Below are 17,123 nucleotides of genomic sequence, written 5' to 3'. Positions count from 1 at the left end.
GAAGGATCCACCGTGAACCAGCCACCCGAACCCCAGTACCCGCAGGGCCCGCAGTACCCCCAGAGCCCGCCGCCCCCCGCGTACCCGCAGCCCCAGGCTCCCGCGTACCCGCAGCCCCAGCCACCCCAGCAGCCCGCGTACCCCCAGTACCAGCAACCCCAGTACCCCCAGCAGCCCGCGTACCCCCAGTACCAGCAACCCCAGTACCCCCAGCAGCCCGCGTACCCCCAGTACCAGCCCGCCCCCGCCGCCCCGCCGGCCCCGTTACCGGCCCCTGCGGCCCCGCTGGACGACCTGGAGTACCAGAACGCCCCCGGCAACCGCGTCCACCGCAAGGCGTACCAGCGCAGCGCGGACGCCACCGCCTTCGGCCAGCTCGCCCTGCACGTCCCCGGCTTCCTGATGAGCATGATGGTGGTGCTGCTCCTCGCCGCCGTCCTGGAGGGGGTCTCCGGCCTGCCGTACTGGTTGCCCACCCTGCTCTGGATCGCCTCCGGGGCCCTCGTGTTCCACCGCCCCAGCGAGGACTTCTTCGCCCGCCACCTGCTGCGCCTGCAGCGCCCGCTCCCCCACGAGCTCGCCGCGCTCTCCCCGGTGTGGCGCGAGGTCACGGCCCGCGCGGGCGTCGACGGCGACCGCTACGAGCTGTGGATCGAGGACACCGACCACCTGAACGCGTACGCGGCGGCCGGCCACATCGTCGGCGTCACCCGGTACGCCCTGGAGAACCTGCCCAAGTCCCAGCTCGCCGCCGTACTCGCCCACGAGCTCGGCCACCACACCGGCGGCCACGCCTGGTCCGGGCTGCTGGGCTGGTGGTACGGCCTGCCCGGGCGGATCGCCTGGCAGGTCATCAGGGCCGTGACCGTCTTCGTCATCCGGTTCACCAGCTTCTTCTCCTACCTGGCCGCCGGACTCATGATCATCTTCGTCGGGCTGTTCACCATCCTGACGATCACCGCCACCTACGGGCTCCCCCTGCTGCTGCTCGTGATGCCCTACCTGGTGGCGGCGGTGGGCCGGCGGGCCGAGCTGCGCGCCGACGAGCACGCCGCCGCCCTCGGCTTCGCGCCGATGCTCGCGCAGATGCTGCACGGGGTGATGGCCCAGGAGGAACAGGCGAAGCAGGCGGTCTTCGCCCAGACCGGGAAGCCGTTCACCGAGGCCGGCGCGCTGGACCGGCTGCTCTCCACCCACCCGGACCACCGGACCCGGCTGCACCACCTCCAGCCGTACCTGCAGCAGCCCGCACGCTGAGGCATCCGGTCGACAACGCGCCGCAGGGCGGCCACCCTCTCGGGTGACCGCCCTGCGGTTACATGCTCTGCGCGACTCAGCCGTTGTAGGGGCCGTAGTCGTAGTCCTCCAGCGGGACAGCCTGGCCGGAGCCGGTGCCGAAGGGCGAGTAGTCGATGTCGTCGTAGCCGACGGCCGAGTACATCGCGGCCTTGGCCTCCTCGGTGGGCTCCACCCGGATGTTGCGGTAGCGGGCGAGGCCCGTACCGGCCGGGATGAGCTTACCGATGATGACGTTCTCCTTGAGGCCGATCAGGGAGTCGGACTTGGCGTTGATCGCCGCGTCCGTCAGAACCCTGGTCGTCTCCTGGAAGGACGCCGCCGACAGCCACGACTCGGTGGCGAGCGAGGCCTTGGTGATACCCATCAGCTGCGGACGGCCGGAGGCGGGGTGACCGCCCTCGGTGACCACACGACGGTTCTCGGTCTCGAACTTCGACCGCTCGACCAGCTCGCCCGGCAGGAGCTCCGCGTCGCCGGACTCGATGATCGTCACGCGGCGCAGCATCTGCCGGATGATGATCTCGATGTGCTTGTCGTGGATCGACACGCCCTGCGAGTTGTAGACCTTCTGGACTTCGCCGACCAGGTGGACCTGGACGGCACGCTGGCCGAGGATGCGCAGCACGTCGTGCGGGTTGGTGGCACCCATGGTGAGCTTCTGGCCCACCTCGACGTGGTCGCCCTCGGACACGATGACCTTGGCGCGCTTCGAGATCGGGAAGGCCGTCTCGTCACTGCCGTCGTCGGGCGTGATGACGATCTTCTTCGTCTTCTCGGTCTCCTCGATCCGCACGCGGCCGGCGGCCTCGGAGATCGGGGCGACACCCTTCGGGGTACGGGCCTCGAAGAGCTCGACGACACGCGGCAGACCCTGCGTGATGTCGTCACCGGCCACACCACCGGTGTGGAAGGTACGCATCGTCAGCTGGGTACCGGGCTCACCGATGGACTGGGCGGCGATGATGCCGACCGCCTCACCGATGTCGACCAGCTTGCCGGTGGCGAGCGAGCGTCCGTAGCAGAAGGCACAGGTGCCGACCGCGGACTCACAGGTCAGGACCGAGCGGGTCTTGACCTCCTCGACGCCGTTGGCGACCAGGGCGTCGATGAGCACGTCACCGAGGTCGACGTTGGCCGGCGCGATGACCTTGCCGTCGATGACGACGTCCTCGGCCAGCATGCGGGCGTAGATCGAGGTCTCGACGTCGTCGGCCTTGCGCAGCACGCCGTCCTCGCCGCGAACGGCGATCTTCAGCTTCAGACCGCGCTCGGTGCCGCAGTCCTCCTCGCGGATGATCACGTCCTGCGAGACGTCCACCAGACGACGGGTCAGGTAACCCGAGTCGGCGGTACGCAGGGCGGTGTCCGCCAGACCCTTACGGGCACCGTGCGTGGAGATGAAGTACTCCAGAACGGTGAGGCCCTCACGGAAGGACGCCTTGATCGGACGCGGGATGGTCTCGTTCTTCGCGTTCGACACCAGACCACGCATACCGGCGATCTGTCGCATCTGCATCATGTTTCCTCGGGCACCCGAGTCAACCATCATGAAGATGGGGTTCGTCTTGGGGAAGTTCGCGTTCATCGCCTCGGCAACCTCGTTGGTCGCCTTGGTCCAGATCGCGATGAGCTCCTGCGTGCGCTCGTCCTTGGTGATCAGACCGCGCTCGTACTGCTTCTGGACCTTCTCGTCCATCGCCTCGTAGCCCGCGACGATGGCCTTCTTGGCCTCGGGCACGACGACGTCGGAGATGGCCACGGTGACGCCCGAACGGGTCGCCCAGTGGAAGCCGGCCGCCTTCAGGTTGTCGAGCGTCGCCGCCACGATGACCTTGGGGTAGCGCTCCGCCAGGTCGTTGACGATCTCGGAAAGCTGCTTCTTGCCCACCGAGTAGTCGACGAACGGGTAGTCCTCGGGCAGCAGCTCGTTGAAGAGCGCGCGGCCCAGGGTCGTCTTCAGACGGAAGCTGTCGCCCGGCTGGAACTCCCGCTCCGCGACGCCGTCGTCCCCGCTCTCGGAGACCGGCGGCACCCAGCCACGCGGCGGGATGGTGCCCACCGGGAAGCGGATGTCGACGGACGACTGGAGCGCGAGCTCGCCGTTGTCGAACGCCATGGTCGCCTCGGCCGTGGAGCCGAACGCGCGGCCCTCGCCCTTGACGTCACGGAGCTCACCGTCGGTGGTCAGGAAGAACAGACCGAGGACCATGTCCTGGGTCGGCATCGTGACCGGACGGCCGTCGGCCGGCTTGAGGATGTTGTTCGAGGACAGCATCAGGATGCGGGCCTCGGCCTGCGCCTCCGCGGAGAGCGGCAGGTGCACGGCCATCTGGTCACCGTCGAAGTCCGCGTTGAACGCGGTGCAGACGAGCGGGTGGATCTGGATGGCCTTGCCTTCGACCAGCTGGGGCTCGAAGGCCTGGATGCCGAGGCGGTGCAGCGTGGGCGCACGGTTCAGCAGGACCGGGTGCTCGGCGATGACCTCTTCGAGGACGTCGTAGACGACCGTGCGGCCGCGCTCGACCATCCGCTTGGCGCTCTTGATGTTCTGCGCGTGGTTCAGGTCGACCAGGCGCTTCATCACGAACGGCTTGAAGAGCTCCAGCGCCATGGCCTTGGGCAGACCGCACTGGTGCAGCTTCAGCTGCGGACCGACGACGATCACGGAACGCGCGGAGTAGTCCACACGCTTACCGAGAAGGTTCTGACGGAATCGACCCTGCTTGCCCTTCAGCATGTCGCTGAGGGACTTCAGGGGACGGTTGCCGGGACCGGTCACCGGACGACCACGACGACCGTTGTCGAAGAGGGCGTCCACGGCCTCCTGAAGCATGCGCTTCTCGTTGTTCACGATGATCTCGGGGGCACCGAGGTCGAGGAGACGCTTCAGACGGTTGTTGCGGTTGATCACGCGGCGGTACAGGTCGTTCAGGTCGGAGGTCGCGAAGCGGCCACCGTCCAGCTGCACCATCGGACGCAGGTCCGGCGGGATCACCGGCACGCAGTCCAGAACCATGCCCTTGGGCTTGTTGCTGGTCTGCAGGAACGCGGAGACGACCTTGAGGCGCTTGAGCGCACGGGTCTTCTTCTGGCCCTTGCCGGTACGGATGATCTCGCGGAGGCGCTCGGCCTCCTCCTCGAGGTCGAAGGACTCCAGGCGCTTCTGCAGCGCGGCGGCGCCCATGCAGCCGTCGAAGTACGTGCCGAAGCGGTCACGCAGCTCGCGGTAGAGGAGCTCGTCGCCCTCCAGGTCCTGGACCTTGAGGTTCTTGAAGCGGGCCCACACCTCGTCGAGGCGGTCGATCTCGCGCTGGGCGCGGTCACGGAGCTGCTTCATCTCGCGCTCGGCGCCTTCGCGCACCTTGCGGCGCACGTCGGCCTTCGCGCCCTCGGCCTCGAGCTCGGCCAGGTCGGTCTCGAGCTTCTTGGCACGGCCTTCGAGGTCCGCGTCACGGCGGTTCTCGATCTGCTGGCGCTCGACGGAGACGTGCGCCTCCAGCGACGGGAGGTCGCGGGTGCGGCGCTCGTCGTCGACGAACGTGATCATGTACGCGGCGAAGTAGATGACCTTCTCGAGGTCCTTCGGCGCGAGGTCCAGCAGGTAGCCCAGGCGCGACGGGACGCCCTTGAAGTACCAGATGTGGGTGACGGGAGCGGCAAGCTCGATGTGGCCCATCCGCTCACGACGCACCTTGGCGCGCGTGACCTCGACGCCACAGCGCTCACAGATGATGCCCTTGAAGCGGACACGCTTGTACTTGCCGCAGTAGCACTCCCAGTCCCGGGTAGGACCGAAGATCTTCTCGCAGAAGAGTCCGTCCTTCTCGGGCTTGAGGGTGCGGTAGTTGATGGTCTCCGGCTTCTTGACCTCGCCGTGCGACCAGGTTCGGATGTCGTCCGCGGTGGCAAGGCCGATCCGCAGCTCGTCGAAGAAGTTGACGTCGAGCACTGTGCGTCAATCCCTCTTTCGGGGTCGAGTCTCAATCATGGTCTGAACGGTCCCGGGGATGACGGGGGGCTCTTGAGCGAGCCCCCCGTCAGGCCCGTCAGACCTCTTCGACGCTGCTCGGCTCACGCCGGGACAGGTCGATACCGAGCTCCTCCGCCGCGCGGAAGACGTCCTCGTCGGTGTCGCGCATCTCGATGGACATGCCGTCCGAGGACAGCACCTCCACGTTGAGGCAGAGCGACTGCATTTCCTTGATGAGCACCTTGAAGGACTCGGGAATGCCCGGCTCGGGGATGTTCTCGCCCTTGACGATGGCCTCGTAGACCTTCACGCGGCCGGTGACGTCGTCGGACTTGATGGTCAGCAGCTCCTGGAGGGCGTAAGCGGCGCCATAAGCCTCGAGCGCCCACACCTCCATCTCACCGAAGCGCTGGCCACCGAACTGTGCCTTACCACCCAGCGGCTGCTGCGTGATCATCGAGTACGGACCGGTCGACCGCGCGTGGAGCTTGTCGTCGACCAGGTGGTGGAGCTTGAGGATGTACATGTACCCGACCGAGATCGGGTCCGGGAACGGCTCGCCGGAGCGGCCGTCGAACAGGCGCGCCTTACCGGTCGGGAGCACCATGCGCTCGCCGTCGCGGTTCGGGATGGTGTGCTGCAGCAGGCCGGCCAGCTCGTCCTCGCGGGCGCCGTCGAACACCGGGGTGGCGACGTTGGTACCGGGCTCGACCTTGTCGGCGCCGATCGCCTGGAGGCGCTGCGCCCACTCGTCCGCCAGACCGGAGACGTCCCAGCCGCGGCTGGCGAGCCAGCCGAGGTGGATCTCCAGGACCTGTCCCGGGTTCATTCGGGACGGGACACCCAGCGGGTTCAGGATGATGTCGACCGGCGTGCCGTCCTCAAGGAAGGGCATGTCCTCGATCGGAAGGATCTTGGAGATGACACCCTTGTTGCCGTGGCGGCCGGCGAGCTTGTCACCGTCGGTGATCTTGCGCTTCTGGGCGACGTAGACGCGGACCAGCTGGTTCACGCCCGGAGGAAGCTCGTCGCCCTCCTCTCGGTCGAAGACGCGGACACCGATGACCTTGCCGATCTCACCGTGGGGGACCTTGAGCGAGGTGTCACGCACCTCGCGGGCCTTCTCACCGAAGATCGCGCGGAGCAGTCGCTCCTCCGGGGTCAGCTCGGTCTCACCCTTGGGCGTGACCTTGCCGACCAGGATGTCGCCGGCGACGACGTCCGCACCGATGCGGATGATGCCGCGCTCGTCGAGGTCCGCGAGGACCTCCTCGGAGACGTTCGGGATGTCCCGGGTGATCTCCTCGGGGCCGAGCTTGGTGTCACGGGCGTCGACCTCGTGCTCCTCGATGTGGATCGAGGAGAGGACGTCGTCCTGCACGAGGCGCTGCGACAGGATGATCGCGTCCTCGTAGTTGTGACCCTCCCACGGCATGAACGCGACGAGCAGGTTCTTGCCGAGGGCCATCTCGCCCTCTTCGGTCGCCGGTCCGTCGGCGAGGACCTGGGACTCGACGATCCGGTCACCCTCGTTGACGATGACCTTCTGGTTGACCGAGGTGCCCTGGTTCGAGCGGGAGAACTTGGCGACGCGGTACGTGGTGTACGTGCCGTCGTCGTTGGCGACGGTGACGTAGTCGGCCGAGACCTCCTGGACGACACCGTCCTTCTCCGCACGGATCGAGTCACCGGCGTCGACCGCACAGCGGTACTCCATGCCGGTGCCGACGAGCGGCGCCTCCGCCTTGATGAGCGGAACGGCCTGGCGCATCATGTTCGCGCCCATGAGGGCACGGTTGGCGTCGTCGTGCTCCAGGAAGGGGATCATCGCGGTCGCGACGGACACCATCTGGCGCGGGGAGACGTCCATGTAGTCGACGTCGTCGCCGGCGATGTAGTCGATCTCGCCGCCACGACGGCGGACCAGCACGCGGTTCTCGGTGAAGCGCATGTCGTCGGACAGGCCGGCGTTGGCCTGGGCGATGACGAAGCGGTCTTCCTCGTCGGCGGTCAGGTAGTCGACCTCGTCGGTGACGACACCGTCGACGACCTTGCGGTACGGGGTCTCGACGAAGCCGAACGCGTTGACGCGGCCGTAGGAGGCGAGCGAGCCGATCAGACCGATGTTCGGGCCTTCAGGGGTCTCGATCGGGCACATGCGGCCGTAGTGCGACGGGTGGACGTCTCGGACCTCGAAGCCGGCCCGCTCACGGGACAGACCACCGGGGCCCAGCGCCGACAGGCGGCGCTTGTGGGTCAGGCCCGACAGCGGGTTGTTCTGGTCCATGAACTGCGACAGCTGGCTGGTGCCGAAGAACTCCTTGATGGAGGCGACGACCGGCCGGATGTTGATCAGGGTCTGCGGCGTGATCGCCTCGACGTCCTGGGTGGTCATGCGCTCGCGCACGACGCGCTCCATACGGGCCAGACCCGTACGGACCTGGTTCTGGATGAGCTCGCCGACGTTGCGCAGACGACGGTTGCCGAAGTGGTCGATGTCATCGGTCTCGACCACGATCGAACGGCCGGACTCGCCGGTCGTCTCGGTCTCGCCCGCGTGCAGCTTGACCAGGTACTTGATCGTCGCGATGACGTCGTCGGTGGTGAGCACACCGGCGTCGAGCGGCTCGTCGGCGCCGAGCTTCTTGTTCACCTTGTAGCGGCCGACCTTCGCGAGGTCGTAGCGCTTGGGGTTGAAGTAGAGGTTCTCGAGCAGCGTCTGAGCGGCCTCACGGGTCGGCGGCTCGCCCGGGCGCAGCTTGCGGTAGATGTCGAGCAGCGCGTCGTCCTGGCCCTGGGTGTGGTCCTTCTCCAGGGTGGCGCGCATGGACTCGTACTCGCCGAACTCCTCGAGGATCTGCTCGGTGGTCCAGCCGAGAGCCTTCAGGAGGACGGTGACGGACTGCTTGCGCTTGCGGTCGATGCGGACACCGACCATGTCGCGCTTGTCGATCTCCATCTCCAGCCAGGCACCCCGGGACGGGATGATCTTGGCGGAGAAGATGTCCTTGTCGGACGTCTTGTCGATGGAGGAGTCGAAGTAGACACCGGGGGAACGGACAAGCTGCGACACGACGACACGCTCGGTGCCGTTGATGACGAAGGTGCCCTTGTTGGTCATGAGCGGGAAGTCGCCCATGAAGACCGTCTGAGACTTGATCTCTCCGGTCTCGTTGTTCGTGAACTCGGCAGTGACGAACAGCGGAGCCGCGTACGTGAAGTCGCGCTCCTTGCACTCGTCGACGGAGTTCTTCGCCGGCTCGAAACGGTGGTCGCGGAAGGTCAGCGACATCGACCCGGAGAAGTCCTCGATCGGCGAGATCTCCTCGAAGATCTCTTCCAGACCGGACTTGGTGGGGACGTCCTGTCCACTCTCAAGCGCCGACTCGACGCGAGACTTCCAGGCAGCATTGCCGAGAAGCCAGTCAAAGCTCTCGGTCTGCAGCGCCAGGAGGTTCGGAACCTCGAGGGGCTCCTTGATCTTTGCAAAGGAGATGCGCAGCGGGGCAGTGCTGGCACCGGTGTTCGTATTGGTCGAGGCGTTGCGCGAGGCGGCCAAGAGGGGGTCCTTCCGAGGGCTCGGACTCACTACGCGCGTACCGGTCCCAGCCGACACAGAAGACAGGCCCTCGATCTGGCCAAAAGTCCAGGTCGAGGTGGATCAGTCAGGTGTGCTCAAGCGTGGGCATGTCCCTGGCGACGGGCAGGGGACAGCTAACAGGCAGCGCAAAGGGTCAGTGTAGCCACTTGGCTCACTGATGTCCAGACCAGGTTTCCGGAAACCGGCAACAGGCCTTCCCCATGTTGTTGAAACCAACATCCAACGCTGCGGCCCTCGTACACAGAGCGCGTATCAGTACTGCCCTCTTCGTAGTCGATCCATGCCTCGGATCTCGGATCGAGGCGGTCGAGCTTGCGACGGGACTGAGAATTGCGCGCCACGTCCCGTTCGTCAAGGCCCCCTGCTCCGAGCGGATCATCTGCGGACCCTGCTCCGGGGCAACGAAGATCACCCTACTCCCCAACGAGACCAGGGCAAGTCAGGCGCCGCGGGTACGCCAAAGGGCGACCACCCTTACGGGTGATCGCCCTTGGCCGGGGCCTCGGAGAGGCCCCAGAGGTGTTACTTGACCTCGACGGCCGCACCGGCGCCCTTGAGGGCCTCGGCGGCCTTCTCGGCGGCGTCCTTGGCAACCTTCTCGAGGACCGGCTTCGGGGCGCCGTCCACGAGGTCCTTGGCCTCCTTGAGGCCCAGGGAGGTCAGCTCACGCACGACCTTGATGACCTGGATCTTCTTGTCGCCCGCACCGGTGAGGATGACGTCGAACTCGTCCTTCTCCTCCTCGGCCTCGGGGGCGGCGCCGACACCGGCCGGACCGGCAACGGCGACGGCCGCGGCGGCGGTGACGTCGAACTTCTCCTCGAAGGCCTTCACGAACTCGGAGAGCTCGATGAGGGTCATCTCCTCGAACTGGGCGAGGAGGTCGTCCTGAGAGAGCTTCGCCATGATGGGCGATCCTTCCACTAATTCGGCAGGTGCCGGATGTATATAGAGGCGGGCGTAACGGCCCGCTACGACCCACGCACTAGGCGGCGTGGATCAGTGCGCGAGCCGAATTACTCGGCACCGCCCTGCTCGGCGAGCTTGACGCGAAGCGCTTCCGCGGTGCGGACGAACTTCGACGGCAGCGCCTGGAAGAGCGAGGCAGCCTGAGACTGCTTGCCCTTGAACGCGCCGGCCAGCTTGCTGAGCAGAACCTCGCGGGACTCGAGGTCCGCAAGCTTCTTGATCTCATCGGCGGTGAGCGCCTTACCATCAAGGACACCCGCCTTGATGATGAGGTTGGGGTTCTCCTTGGCGAAGTCACGCAGGCTCTTCGCCGACTCCACCGGGTCACCGGTGATGAAGGCGACCGCGGTCGGACCAGCGAAGTGCTCGTCCAGCGCGGTGATCCCGGCCTGGTTGGCCGCAATCTTGGTCAGCGTGTTCTTCACCACGGCGTACTGGGCGTTCTCACCGAGCGAACGACGCAGCGTCTTGAGCTGCGCGACGGTGAGACCCCGGTACTCGGTCAGCACGGCGGCGTTCGAGCTCTGGAACTGGTCCGTGAGCTCGGCTACCGCGGCAGCCTTGTCGGGCCTTGCCATAGAGCGTCGGCCTCCTTCCGGGTGATGAGGACCGCTCAGAAGGGGCTGAACAAAACGAAACGCCCCGGCGCATGCGCACGGGGCGTAAGCTCGACCGGATCACTCCGGGAGCTTTTCCACGAACACCTGCGCAGGACGTCCGCGCTCAGCGGATCCTTCGGCCGCCACACCCTTGCGGGCACGGCAACGACCAGCGGTCTTTGGCTTCTGGGGAAGCGTACGTGAAGGGGTCCAGTCGAGGCAAATCGCCTCAGGAGCCGCTGCCCTTCAGCACGTCGTCGAAGGAGACGACCTGGTCGGCGGCCGGCGCCGCGACCGGTGCGGCCGCGCCGTAGTCGGAGAACCTCGCCGTGGTCCTGGACGTTCCGTCACCGTCCGTGCTCACCGAGTCGACGCGGACGGGATAGCCGTCCTTGCCGATCCACAGGTCCACCTCGAAGGCCGTGAGGTGCTTCACGGACTCGTGGAGGTACCGGCGGTCCTCCTCCTCCATGACCTTGGTGGACTCGTCCGCCGCGAGGAGGTCGGCGTTGGTGAAGCTGCCCTTGTAGTGCCGGGCGTCGACGCCGTCGGCCTGCTCGGCCCCGACCAGCGTGAGTTTGGTCTGGCCGAGCAGCATCGCGAGGTACTCGGCCGGGTCCTCGTTCAGCCGGACGCCCGGCTTCCCGTCCTTGGACAGCTCCAGCCTCATCCAGGTCTTGCCGTCGAGGGGCTTGTCCATCTTGGTGTAGACGGTGTCGCCGATCATGACCGACCGCGCGCCGGGGTGCTTCTCGTCCTTCAGCGACACGTCGTGGCTGGACGGGTACCAGCCCTTCGTGCCGGACTGGCCGCCGGCCTTGCCGTCCGGCCCGACGCTGGAGATCTCGGCCTTGGCGAACCTGGCCGCCGCCGTCTTCACGTACGAAGCCTTCACGGCGTCCGCCGGGGTCTGAGCCCTGGCCTGCCCGGCCTTGTCCCCGTCCGCCGTGCCGTCGGCCACGGCGGCCTTGCCGTCGCCGCAGGCCGTGAGGCCGCCCACGAGCAGTGCGGTACCCGCCAGCGCGATACCGGCCCGGGTCCGGACAGCCCTGTTCATCTGGTTCTCCCCCGTGAATGGATCTTGGTGCAACTGCGTGCGCGCGGGCTGGTCAGGCGCCGGCGCCCATGTCGCCCAGCTGCTTGAGCATGGCGAAGAGGTCCAGGGTCTCGTTCTCCGGCGGGGCCTGGACGGTGGCCGCGGAGCCGTAGTCCGAGTAGTGGGCGTCCATGTTCATGGTCCCCTGGGGCATGCGGACGCCGACCTTCATGTGGACCGGGTAGCCGTCCTTGTCGACCCAGACGTCCATGTCGTAGTCGACGATGCCGGACTTCTTCATCGCCTCGACGAGCTTCGCCCGGTCGGCCTCGGGGAGCGCCTTGGCGGACTCGTTGGCCGCGAGCATCTCCGCGAGGGTCAGAGTGCCCTTGTAGTGCTCGGTGTCCGTGCCGTCGGCCTTCTCGGCACCGATGTGCTTCACGTTCGGCGAGCTGAGCAGCAGGGCGAGCTGCTTGGCGGGGTCCTGGCTCTGGTCCATGCCGCCGACGCCGCCGAGCTTCTTCAGCGCCTCCGCGTCCCCCGAAGCCTCCGCGGCCGCCTTGATGTCCAGCTTCATCCAGCGCTTGCCGTCGAGCCCCGCGGACATCGGGGAGTCGGCCGGCATCTCCATGAACATGACGTCGTTCGACATGATCATGCGCATGGACTCGGCGCCGGAACCGGGCGTGAGCGCCCCCTTCACGGTGATGTCCATGACCTGCGGGTCCCAGCCCTGCACGCCCGTCATCTCCACGGTGCTGCCGCTGCCACCGAGCGACTCGGGCATCGACATCGTCATGCGGACCTTGGCCGACTTGGCGGCCGAGGTCTTCTTGTAGGCGGCGGTGAGCGCCTCGGTGGCGGACCCGCCCGCCACCGGCGTGCTCGGCTTCGCAGGCGCGCCGGGGGCGGCCTTGCCCGAGTCGTCCTTCTTGCCGTTCTCGCACGCCGTGGCGCCGCCCACGAGCAGTACGGCGGCCAGCGCGGCGCCGACGGTCTTCTTCCGGTAAACAGACACGGAGGTCCCCACCCCTAGATTGATCGTTTCTTCGGGTCGACATTACGTTCCCCCGCCGACAGATCGCGCGGCAATTGGCCCCGGATGCCGGAATATGTGGCGCTCAACACGAAAACGGGCCCCCCGCCACCCCGTGAAGGGGAGCGGGAGGCCCGTCCGGACGATCAGAGCCGGGAGGCTCAGACAGCAGCCGGGTCTTCCTCGACGAGGAGGTTCCGGGTGCGGTTGGAGTCCAGCTGGATGCCGGGGCCCATCGTGGTGCTCAGGGCGGCCTTCTTGATGTAGCGGCCCTTCGCGGCGGACGGCTTCAGACGGAGGATCTCGTCCAGGGCCGCGCCGTAGTTCTCGACCAGCTGCTCATCGGAGAAGGAGACCTTGCCGATGATGAAGTGCAGGTTCGAGTGCTTGTCGACGCGGAACTCGATCTTGCCACCCTTGATCTCGGTGACAGCCTTCGCGACGTCCATCGTGACGGTGCCGGTCTTCGGGTTCGGCATGAGGCCACGGGGACCGAGCACGCGGCCGAGGCGGCCGACCTTGCCCATGAGGTCCGGGGTGGCGACAACGGCGTCGAACTCGTTGAGGCGGTTGCCCTTGGCGATCTCGTTGATCAGCTCGTCGTCGCCGACAATGTCGGCGCCGGCGGCTTCCGCGGCCGCAGCACGGTCACCGGTCGCGAAGACCAGGACCCGGGCGGTCTTGCCGGTGCCGTGCGGGAGGTTCACGGTGCCGCGGACCATCTGGTCGGCCTTGCGCGGGTCGACACCCAGGCGGAAGGCGACCTCGACGGTGCTGTCGAACTTGGTCGTGGAGGTCTCCTTGGCGAGACGGACGGCCTCGAGCGGGGCGTACAGCTTCTCCCGGTCGACCTTGGCGTCCGCAGCGCGGAGAGTCTTGCTGCGCTTCACTTCTGCTCCTGTGTTTTGACTTCAGGTGTGGAGTCGTGGTGCGGACCAGCGCTTGGCCCTACCACTGGTGGTGCTGGGGGGTGGCTGGATCAGCCTTCGACCGTGACGCCCATCGAACGCGCGGTGCCAGCGATGATCTTCATCGCGGCGTCGACGTCGTTGGCGTTCAGGTCGGGCATCTTCAGCTCGGCGATCTCGCGGACCTGGGCGCCGGTGAGCTTGGCGACCTTGGTCTTGTGCGGCTCGCCGGAGCCCTTCTCGATGCCCGCGGCCTTCAGGATGAGGCGCGCGGCCGGCGGAGTCTTGGTGATGAAGGTGAAGGAACGGTCCTCGTAGACCGTGATCTCCACCGGCACGACCATGCCACGCTGCGACTCGGTCGCGGCGTTGTAGGCCTTGCAGAACTCCATGATGTTGACGCCGTGCTGACCGAGCGCGGGGCCGACCGGCGGAGCCGGGTTGGCCGCACCGGCCTTGATCTGGAGCTTGATAAGCCCCGTGACCTTCTTCTTCTTGGGAGGCATTGCTCTCTCCGGGTCCTAGTGAGAGTTTTCGCCGCCAATCCGGTCGTCCGGATGGAGGCATACCGCACCACGATAACGGGTATCGCTGCGGGGCTAAAAACCGAGCAGGTCAGACCGCCCTTCAGGGGCGGTCTGACCTGTCCGGAAGCTGTGGCTCAGAAGAGGTGGATCAGTTCTTCTGGATCTGGTCGAAGCTGAGCTCGACCGGGGTCTCGCGGCCGAAGATCTCGACGAGACCCTTGACCTTCTTCGAGTCCGGGTTGATCTCGTTGATGGTCGCCTGGAGCGTCGCGAACGGGCCGTCGGTGACGGTGACCGAGTCGCCGACCTCGAAGTCGAGCACCTCGATCGTGCGCTTGATGGCGGGCGCCGGCAGGCCGGCCTCTTCCGCGGCGGCCTTGGCGGCCTTCTCCTGCGCCTCCGGGGCGAGCATCTTGACGATCTCGTCCAGGGTCAGCGGGTACGGGTCGTACGCGTTGCCGACGAAGCCGGTGACGCCAGGCGTGTTGCGGACGACGCCCCAGGACTCGTTCGTCAGATCCATGCGGACGAGAACGTAACCGGGCAGCTTGTTCTGCCGGACGTTCTTGCGCTCGCCGTTCTTGATCTGGACGATCTCTTCCTCGGGCACCTCGGCCTGGTAGATGAACTCCTCGACGTTCAGCGAGACGGCGCGCTGCTCCAGGTTGGCCTTCACGCGCTTCTCGTAGCCCGCGTAGGTGTGGATCACGTACCACTCGCCGGGCAGGAGGCGCAGCTCGTCGCGCAGGGCCTGGATGGGGTCGACGGGCTCGGCGGGCTCGGCCTCGGCGGCCTCCTCGTCGGCTGCGGCCTCGACCTCGGCCTCGGCGTCGCCCTCTTCCTCGGCGTCGTCGGCAACCGGCTCGACCTCGGCGTCGTCCTCGATCTCGGCCTCAGCCTCGACCTCGTCCTCGACGTGCAGCGCGGCCTCCTCGGCGGCGACACCCGCCTTGGCGTCGGCGTGCTCGGCCTCGTCGGGGTCCACAGCGTCTGCCGCCTCGACGATGTCGAGCTCGTCCTCGACGGACTCGACGGAGTCGCGGCTCGCGTTCAGGTTCGGGTCAGACACGGTGGCTGCTTCTTCCTGGATACAAAAGGTGGTGGAACATGCGAAAACGGGCGGCAGCCATCAAGGCGCCGCCCTCCGCGGGGATCAGCCGAAGACGAACTTGATGGCTTCCTGGAACCCATAGTCAATCACGGTCACCAGACCGATCATGATGACCACGAAGACAATCACCACGGTGGTGTACGTCGTGAGCTGGTTGCGAGTGGGCCATACAACCTTGCGGAGTTCCGCGACGATCTGGCGGTAGAACAGCGCGAGACGACCCAGAGGGCCCTTCTTGCCGCGCTTGCCGCCCTTGCGGGCCTTCTTCTCGCGGGTCTCGTCCTCGGCGTCAGGCATGTCGATGGAGCCCAGGGCGTCCGTCACGTCTCTCACCTGAATCCGGGTCGTGGCCGTACCGCGCCCGGTTGCGCCGCACGGCGTTACATCGAAGTACGTACCTGCGCACACACATCCGAGAAGGAGTGTGGAGCAGGGCCGGAGGGACTCGAACCCCCAACCGCTGGTTTTGGAGACCAGTGCTCTACCAATTGAGCTACGACCCTTTGCGTCCCCCAACCTACCGCATCCGGGCGAGTGCACGGAGTGCTCACGCTCTGGGGCGGCTGGCGAGGTCCAACGACAGGTGAGTGTACGTGAACCGGGCCCTGACGTCGAACAGAACCCGACGGGGCATCAATCGGTCCGCTCTCTGAAACGGTGTGCGGCGGCTCTTTGCCGTCTGGGACGATTGCCGGCATGACCTCTGCAACGCCTTCCTCCGAGCGCCGGGTGTCCGCCCGTATCGGCGCCATCTCCGAGTCCGCCACCCTCGCCGTGGACGCCAAGGCCAAGGCCCTCAAGGCCGCCGGGCGCCCGGTGATCGGCTTCGGCGCGGGCGAGCCCGACTTCCCGACCCCGGACTACATCGTCGAGGCCGCGGTCGAGGCCTGCCGCAACCCCAAGTACCACCGCTACACGCCGGCCGGCGGCCTGCCCGAGCTCAAGGCCGCGATCGCCGCGAAGACCCTGCGCGACTCCGGCTACGAGGTCGACCCGGCGCAGGTCCTGGTGACCAACGGCGGCAAGCAGGCGATCTACAACGCCTTCGCCGCGATCCTGGACCCGGGTGACGAGGTCATCGTCCCGGCTCCGTACTGGACCACCTACCCGGAGTCCATCCGTCTCGCCGGGGGTGTCCCGGTCGACGTCGTCGCCGACGAGACCACTGGTTACCGGGTCTCCGTCGAGCAGTTGGAGGCCGCGCGCACCGAGCGCACCAAGGTCGTCCTCTTCGTCTCCCCCTCGAACCCGACCGGCGCGGTCTACAGCGAGGACGACGCGAAGGCCATCGGCCAGTGGGCGGCGGAGCACGGCCTGTGGGTCCTCACGGACGAGATCTACGAGCACCTGGTCTACGGCGAGGCGAAGTTCACCTCGCTGCCGGTCCTGGTGCCCGAGCTGGCCGACAAGTGCATCATCGTCAACGGTGTCGCCAAGACATACGCGATGACCGGCTGGCGCGTGGGCTGGGTCATCGCCCCGCTGGACGTCATCAAGGCCGCGACGAACCTGCAGTCGCACGCCACCTCCAACGTCTCCAACGTGGCGCAGATCGCCGCCCTGGCCGCCGTCTCGGGCAACCTGGACGCCGTCGCGGAGATGCGCAAGGCCTTCGACCGCCGCCGCCAGACGATGGTCAGGATGCTGAACGAGATCGAGGGCGTGCTCTGCCCGGTCCCCGAGGGCGCTTTCTACGCGTACCCCTCGGTCAAGGCGCTCCTCGGCAAGGAGATCCGCGGCAAGCGCCCGCAGACCTCGGTCGAGCTCGCCGCCCTGATCCTGGACGAGGTCGAGGTCGCGGTCGTCCCCGGCGAGGCCTTCGGCACGCCGGGCTACCTGCGCCTGTCCTACGCCCTGGGCGACGAGGACCTGGTGGAGGGCGTCTCCCGCATCCAGAAGCTCCTCGCGGAGGCCAAGGCCTAGGCCTGACGCGGCCCGCAGCACGGACCTGAGCGGCGGCTCCCTGAAAAGGGGGGCCCCCCGCCGGCGGTTGCACGGGCGCCCCCCCCCCCCCCGCCGGGGCGCATACACCCGGGGTCGTATAAAAAAAAACGAACCCCCCCGAAA

The 17,123-nt window shown here is 67.1% G+C and carries 12 protein-coding genes and 1 tRNA gene; 2 read left to right on the top strand and 11 right to left on the bottom strand.

Annotated features, from left to right (window positions below; translation table 11 throughout):
* Positions 1-12: 12 nt before the first annotated feature.
* On the top strand, positions 13-1,257 hold the full coding sequence (locus tag ACFCZ1_RS24195) for a M48 family metalloprotease (protein WP_376680367.1): 1,245 nt from the start codon (positions 13-15) through the stop codon (positions 1,255-1,257).
* A gap of 76 nt (positions 1,258-1,333) precedes the next feature.
* On the opposite strand, the gene ACFCZ1_RS24190 is transcribed toward ACFCZ1_RS24195, so the two are convergent.
* The 11 genes from ACFCZ1_RS24190 to ACFCZ1_RS24140 form a co-directional block, all read right to left on the bottom strand.
* A complete protein-coding gene (locus ACFCZ1_RS24190; protein WP_376680366.1) occupies positions 1,334-5,248 on the bottom strand; it encodes a DNA-directed RNA polymerase subunit beta' in 3,915 nt (1,304 codons plus the stop codon).
* Between the two features lie 97 nt (positions 5,249-5,345).
* Positions 5,346-8,828, bottom strand: a complete 3,483-nt coding sequence (rpoB, locus tag ACFCZ1_RS24185) for a DNA-directed RNA polymerase subunit beta (RefSeq protein WP_376680365.1) — start codon at positions 8,826-8,828, stop codon at positions 5,346-5,348.
* 564 nt (positions 8,829-9,392) lie between these two features.
* Entirely contained in the window at positions 9,393-9,776 is a 384-nt protein-coding gene (rplL, locus tag ACFCZ1_RS24180) for a 50S ribosomal protein L7/L12 (protein WP_376680364.1), read from the bottom strand.
* Positions 9,777-9,886: 110 nt separating this feature from the next.
* A complete protein-coding gene (gene rplJ, locus ACFCZ1_RS24175; RefSeq protein WP_215144029.1) occupies positions 9,887-10,417 on the bottom strand; it encodes a 50S ribosomal protein L10 in 531 nt (176 codons plus the stop codon).
* Between the two features lie 250 nt (positions 10,418-10,667).
* Positions 10,668-11,495 (bottom strand): hypothetical protein, encoded by an 828-nt coding sequence (locus tag ACFCZ1_RS24170; RefSeq protein WP_376680363.1) that lies wholly within the window; start codon positions 11,493-11,495, stop codon positions 10,668-10,670.
* A 52-nt stretch (positions 11,496-11,547) separates the two neighbouring features.
* Complete coding sequence (locus tag ACFCZ1_RS24165; protein WP_376680362.1) at positions 11,548-12,492, bottom strand: hypothetical protein; 945 nt, start codon at positions 12,490-12,492, stop codon at positions 11,548-11,550.
* Positions 12,493-12,671: 179 nt separating this feature from the next.
* On the bottom strand, positions 12,672-13,400 hold the full coding sequence (gene rplA / locus ACFCZ1_RS24160) for a 50S ribosomal protein L1 (RefSeq protein WP_052876423.1): 729 nt from the start codon (positions 13,398-13,400) through the stop codon (positions 12,672-12,674).
* Between the two features lie 89 nt (positions 13,401-13,489).
* Positions 13,490-13,924, bottom strand: a complete 435-nt coding sequence (gene rplK / locus ACFCZ1_RS24155; protein WP_376680361.1) for a 50S ribosomal protein L11 — start codon at positions 13,922-13,924, stop codon at positions 13,490-13,492.
* A 169-nt stretch (positions 13,925-14,093) separates the two neighbouring features.
* Entirely contained in the window at positions 14,094-15,014 is a 921-nt protein-coding gene (gene nusG, locus ACFCZ1_RS24150) for a transcription termination/antitermination protein NusG (protein ID WP_376680360.1), read from the bottom strand.
* A gap of 84 nt (positions 15,015-15,098) precedes the next feature.
* Positions 15,099-15,380, bottom strand: a complete 282-nt coding sequence (gene secE, locus ACFCZ1_RS24145; RefSeq protein WP_030825982.1) for a preprotein translocase subunit SecE — start codon at positions 15,378-15,380, stop codon at positions 15,099-15,101.
* A gap of 106 nt (positions 15,381-15,486) precedes the next feature.
* Positions 15,487-15,559: transfer RNA gene (locus ACFCZ1_RS24140), tRNA-Trp, on the bottom strand.
* Between the two features lie 193 nt (positions 15,560-15,752).
* Between ACFCZ1_RS24140 and ACFCZ1_RS24135 the strand changes: the two genes are divergently transcribed.
* Positions 15,753-16,979, top strand: coding sequence for a pyridoxal phosphate-dependent aminotransferase (locus ACFCZ1_RS24135; protein WP_376680359.1), 1,227 nt, complete (start codon positions 15,753-15,755; stop codon positions 16,977-16,979).
* Positions 16,980-17,123: the final 144 nt, after the last annotated feature.

The organism is Streptomyces sp. NPDC056224, from assembly GCF_042267665.1.
GTDB lineage: Bacteria > Actinomycetota > Actinomycetes > Streptomycetales > Streptomycetaceae > Streptomyces.
This window is presented reverse-complemented; position numbering and strand designations above follow the sequence as displayed.

What these genes read in the sequence shown, in the direction of transcription:
- ACFCZ1_RS24135 (WP_376680359.1), top strand. Translation starts at nt 15,753, where the DNA reads ATGACCTCTGCAACGCCTTCCTCCGAGCGCCGGGTGTCCGCCCGTATC.
- rplK (WP_376680361.1), bottom strand. Translation starts at nt 13,924, where the DNA reads ATGCCTCCCAAGAAGAAGAAGGTCACGGGGCTTATCAAGCTCCAGATC.
- ACFCZ1_RS24170 (WP_376680363.1), bottom strand. Translation starts at nt 11,495, where the DNA reads ATGAACAGGGCTGTCCGGACCCGGGCCGGTATCGCGCTGGCGGGTACC.
- rplJ (WP_215144029.1), bottom strand. Translation starts at nt 10,417, where the DNA reads ATGGCAAGGCCCGACAAGGCTGCCGCGGTAGCCGAGCTCACGGACCAG.
- rplL (WP_376680364.1), bottom strand. Translation starts at nt 9,776, where the DNA reads ATGGCGAAGCTCTCTCAGGACGACCTCCTCGCCCAGTTCGAGGAGATG.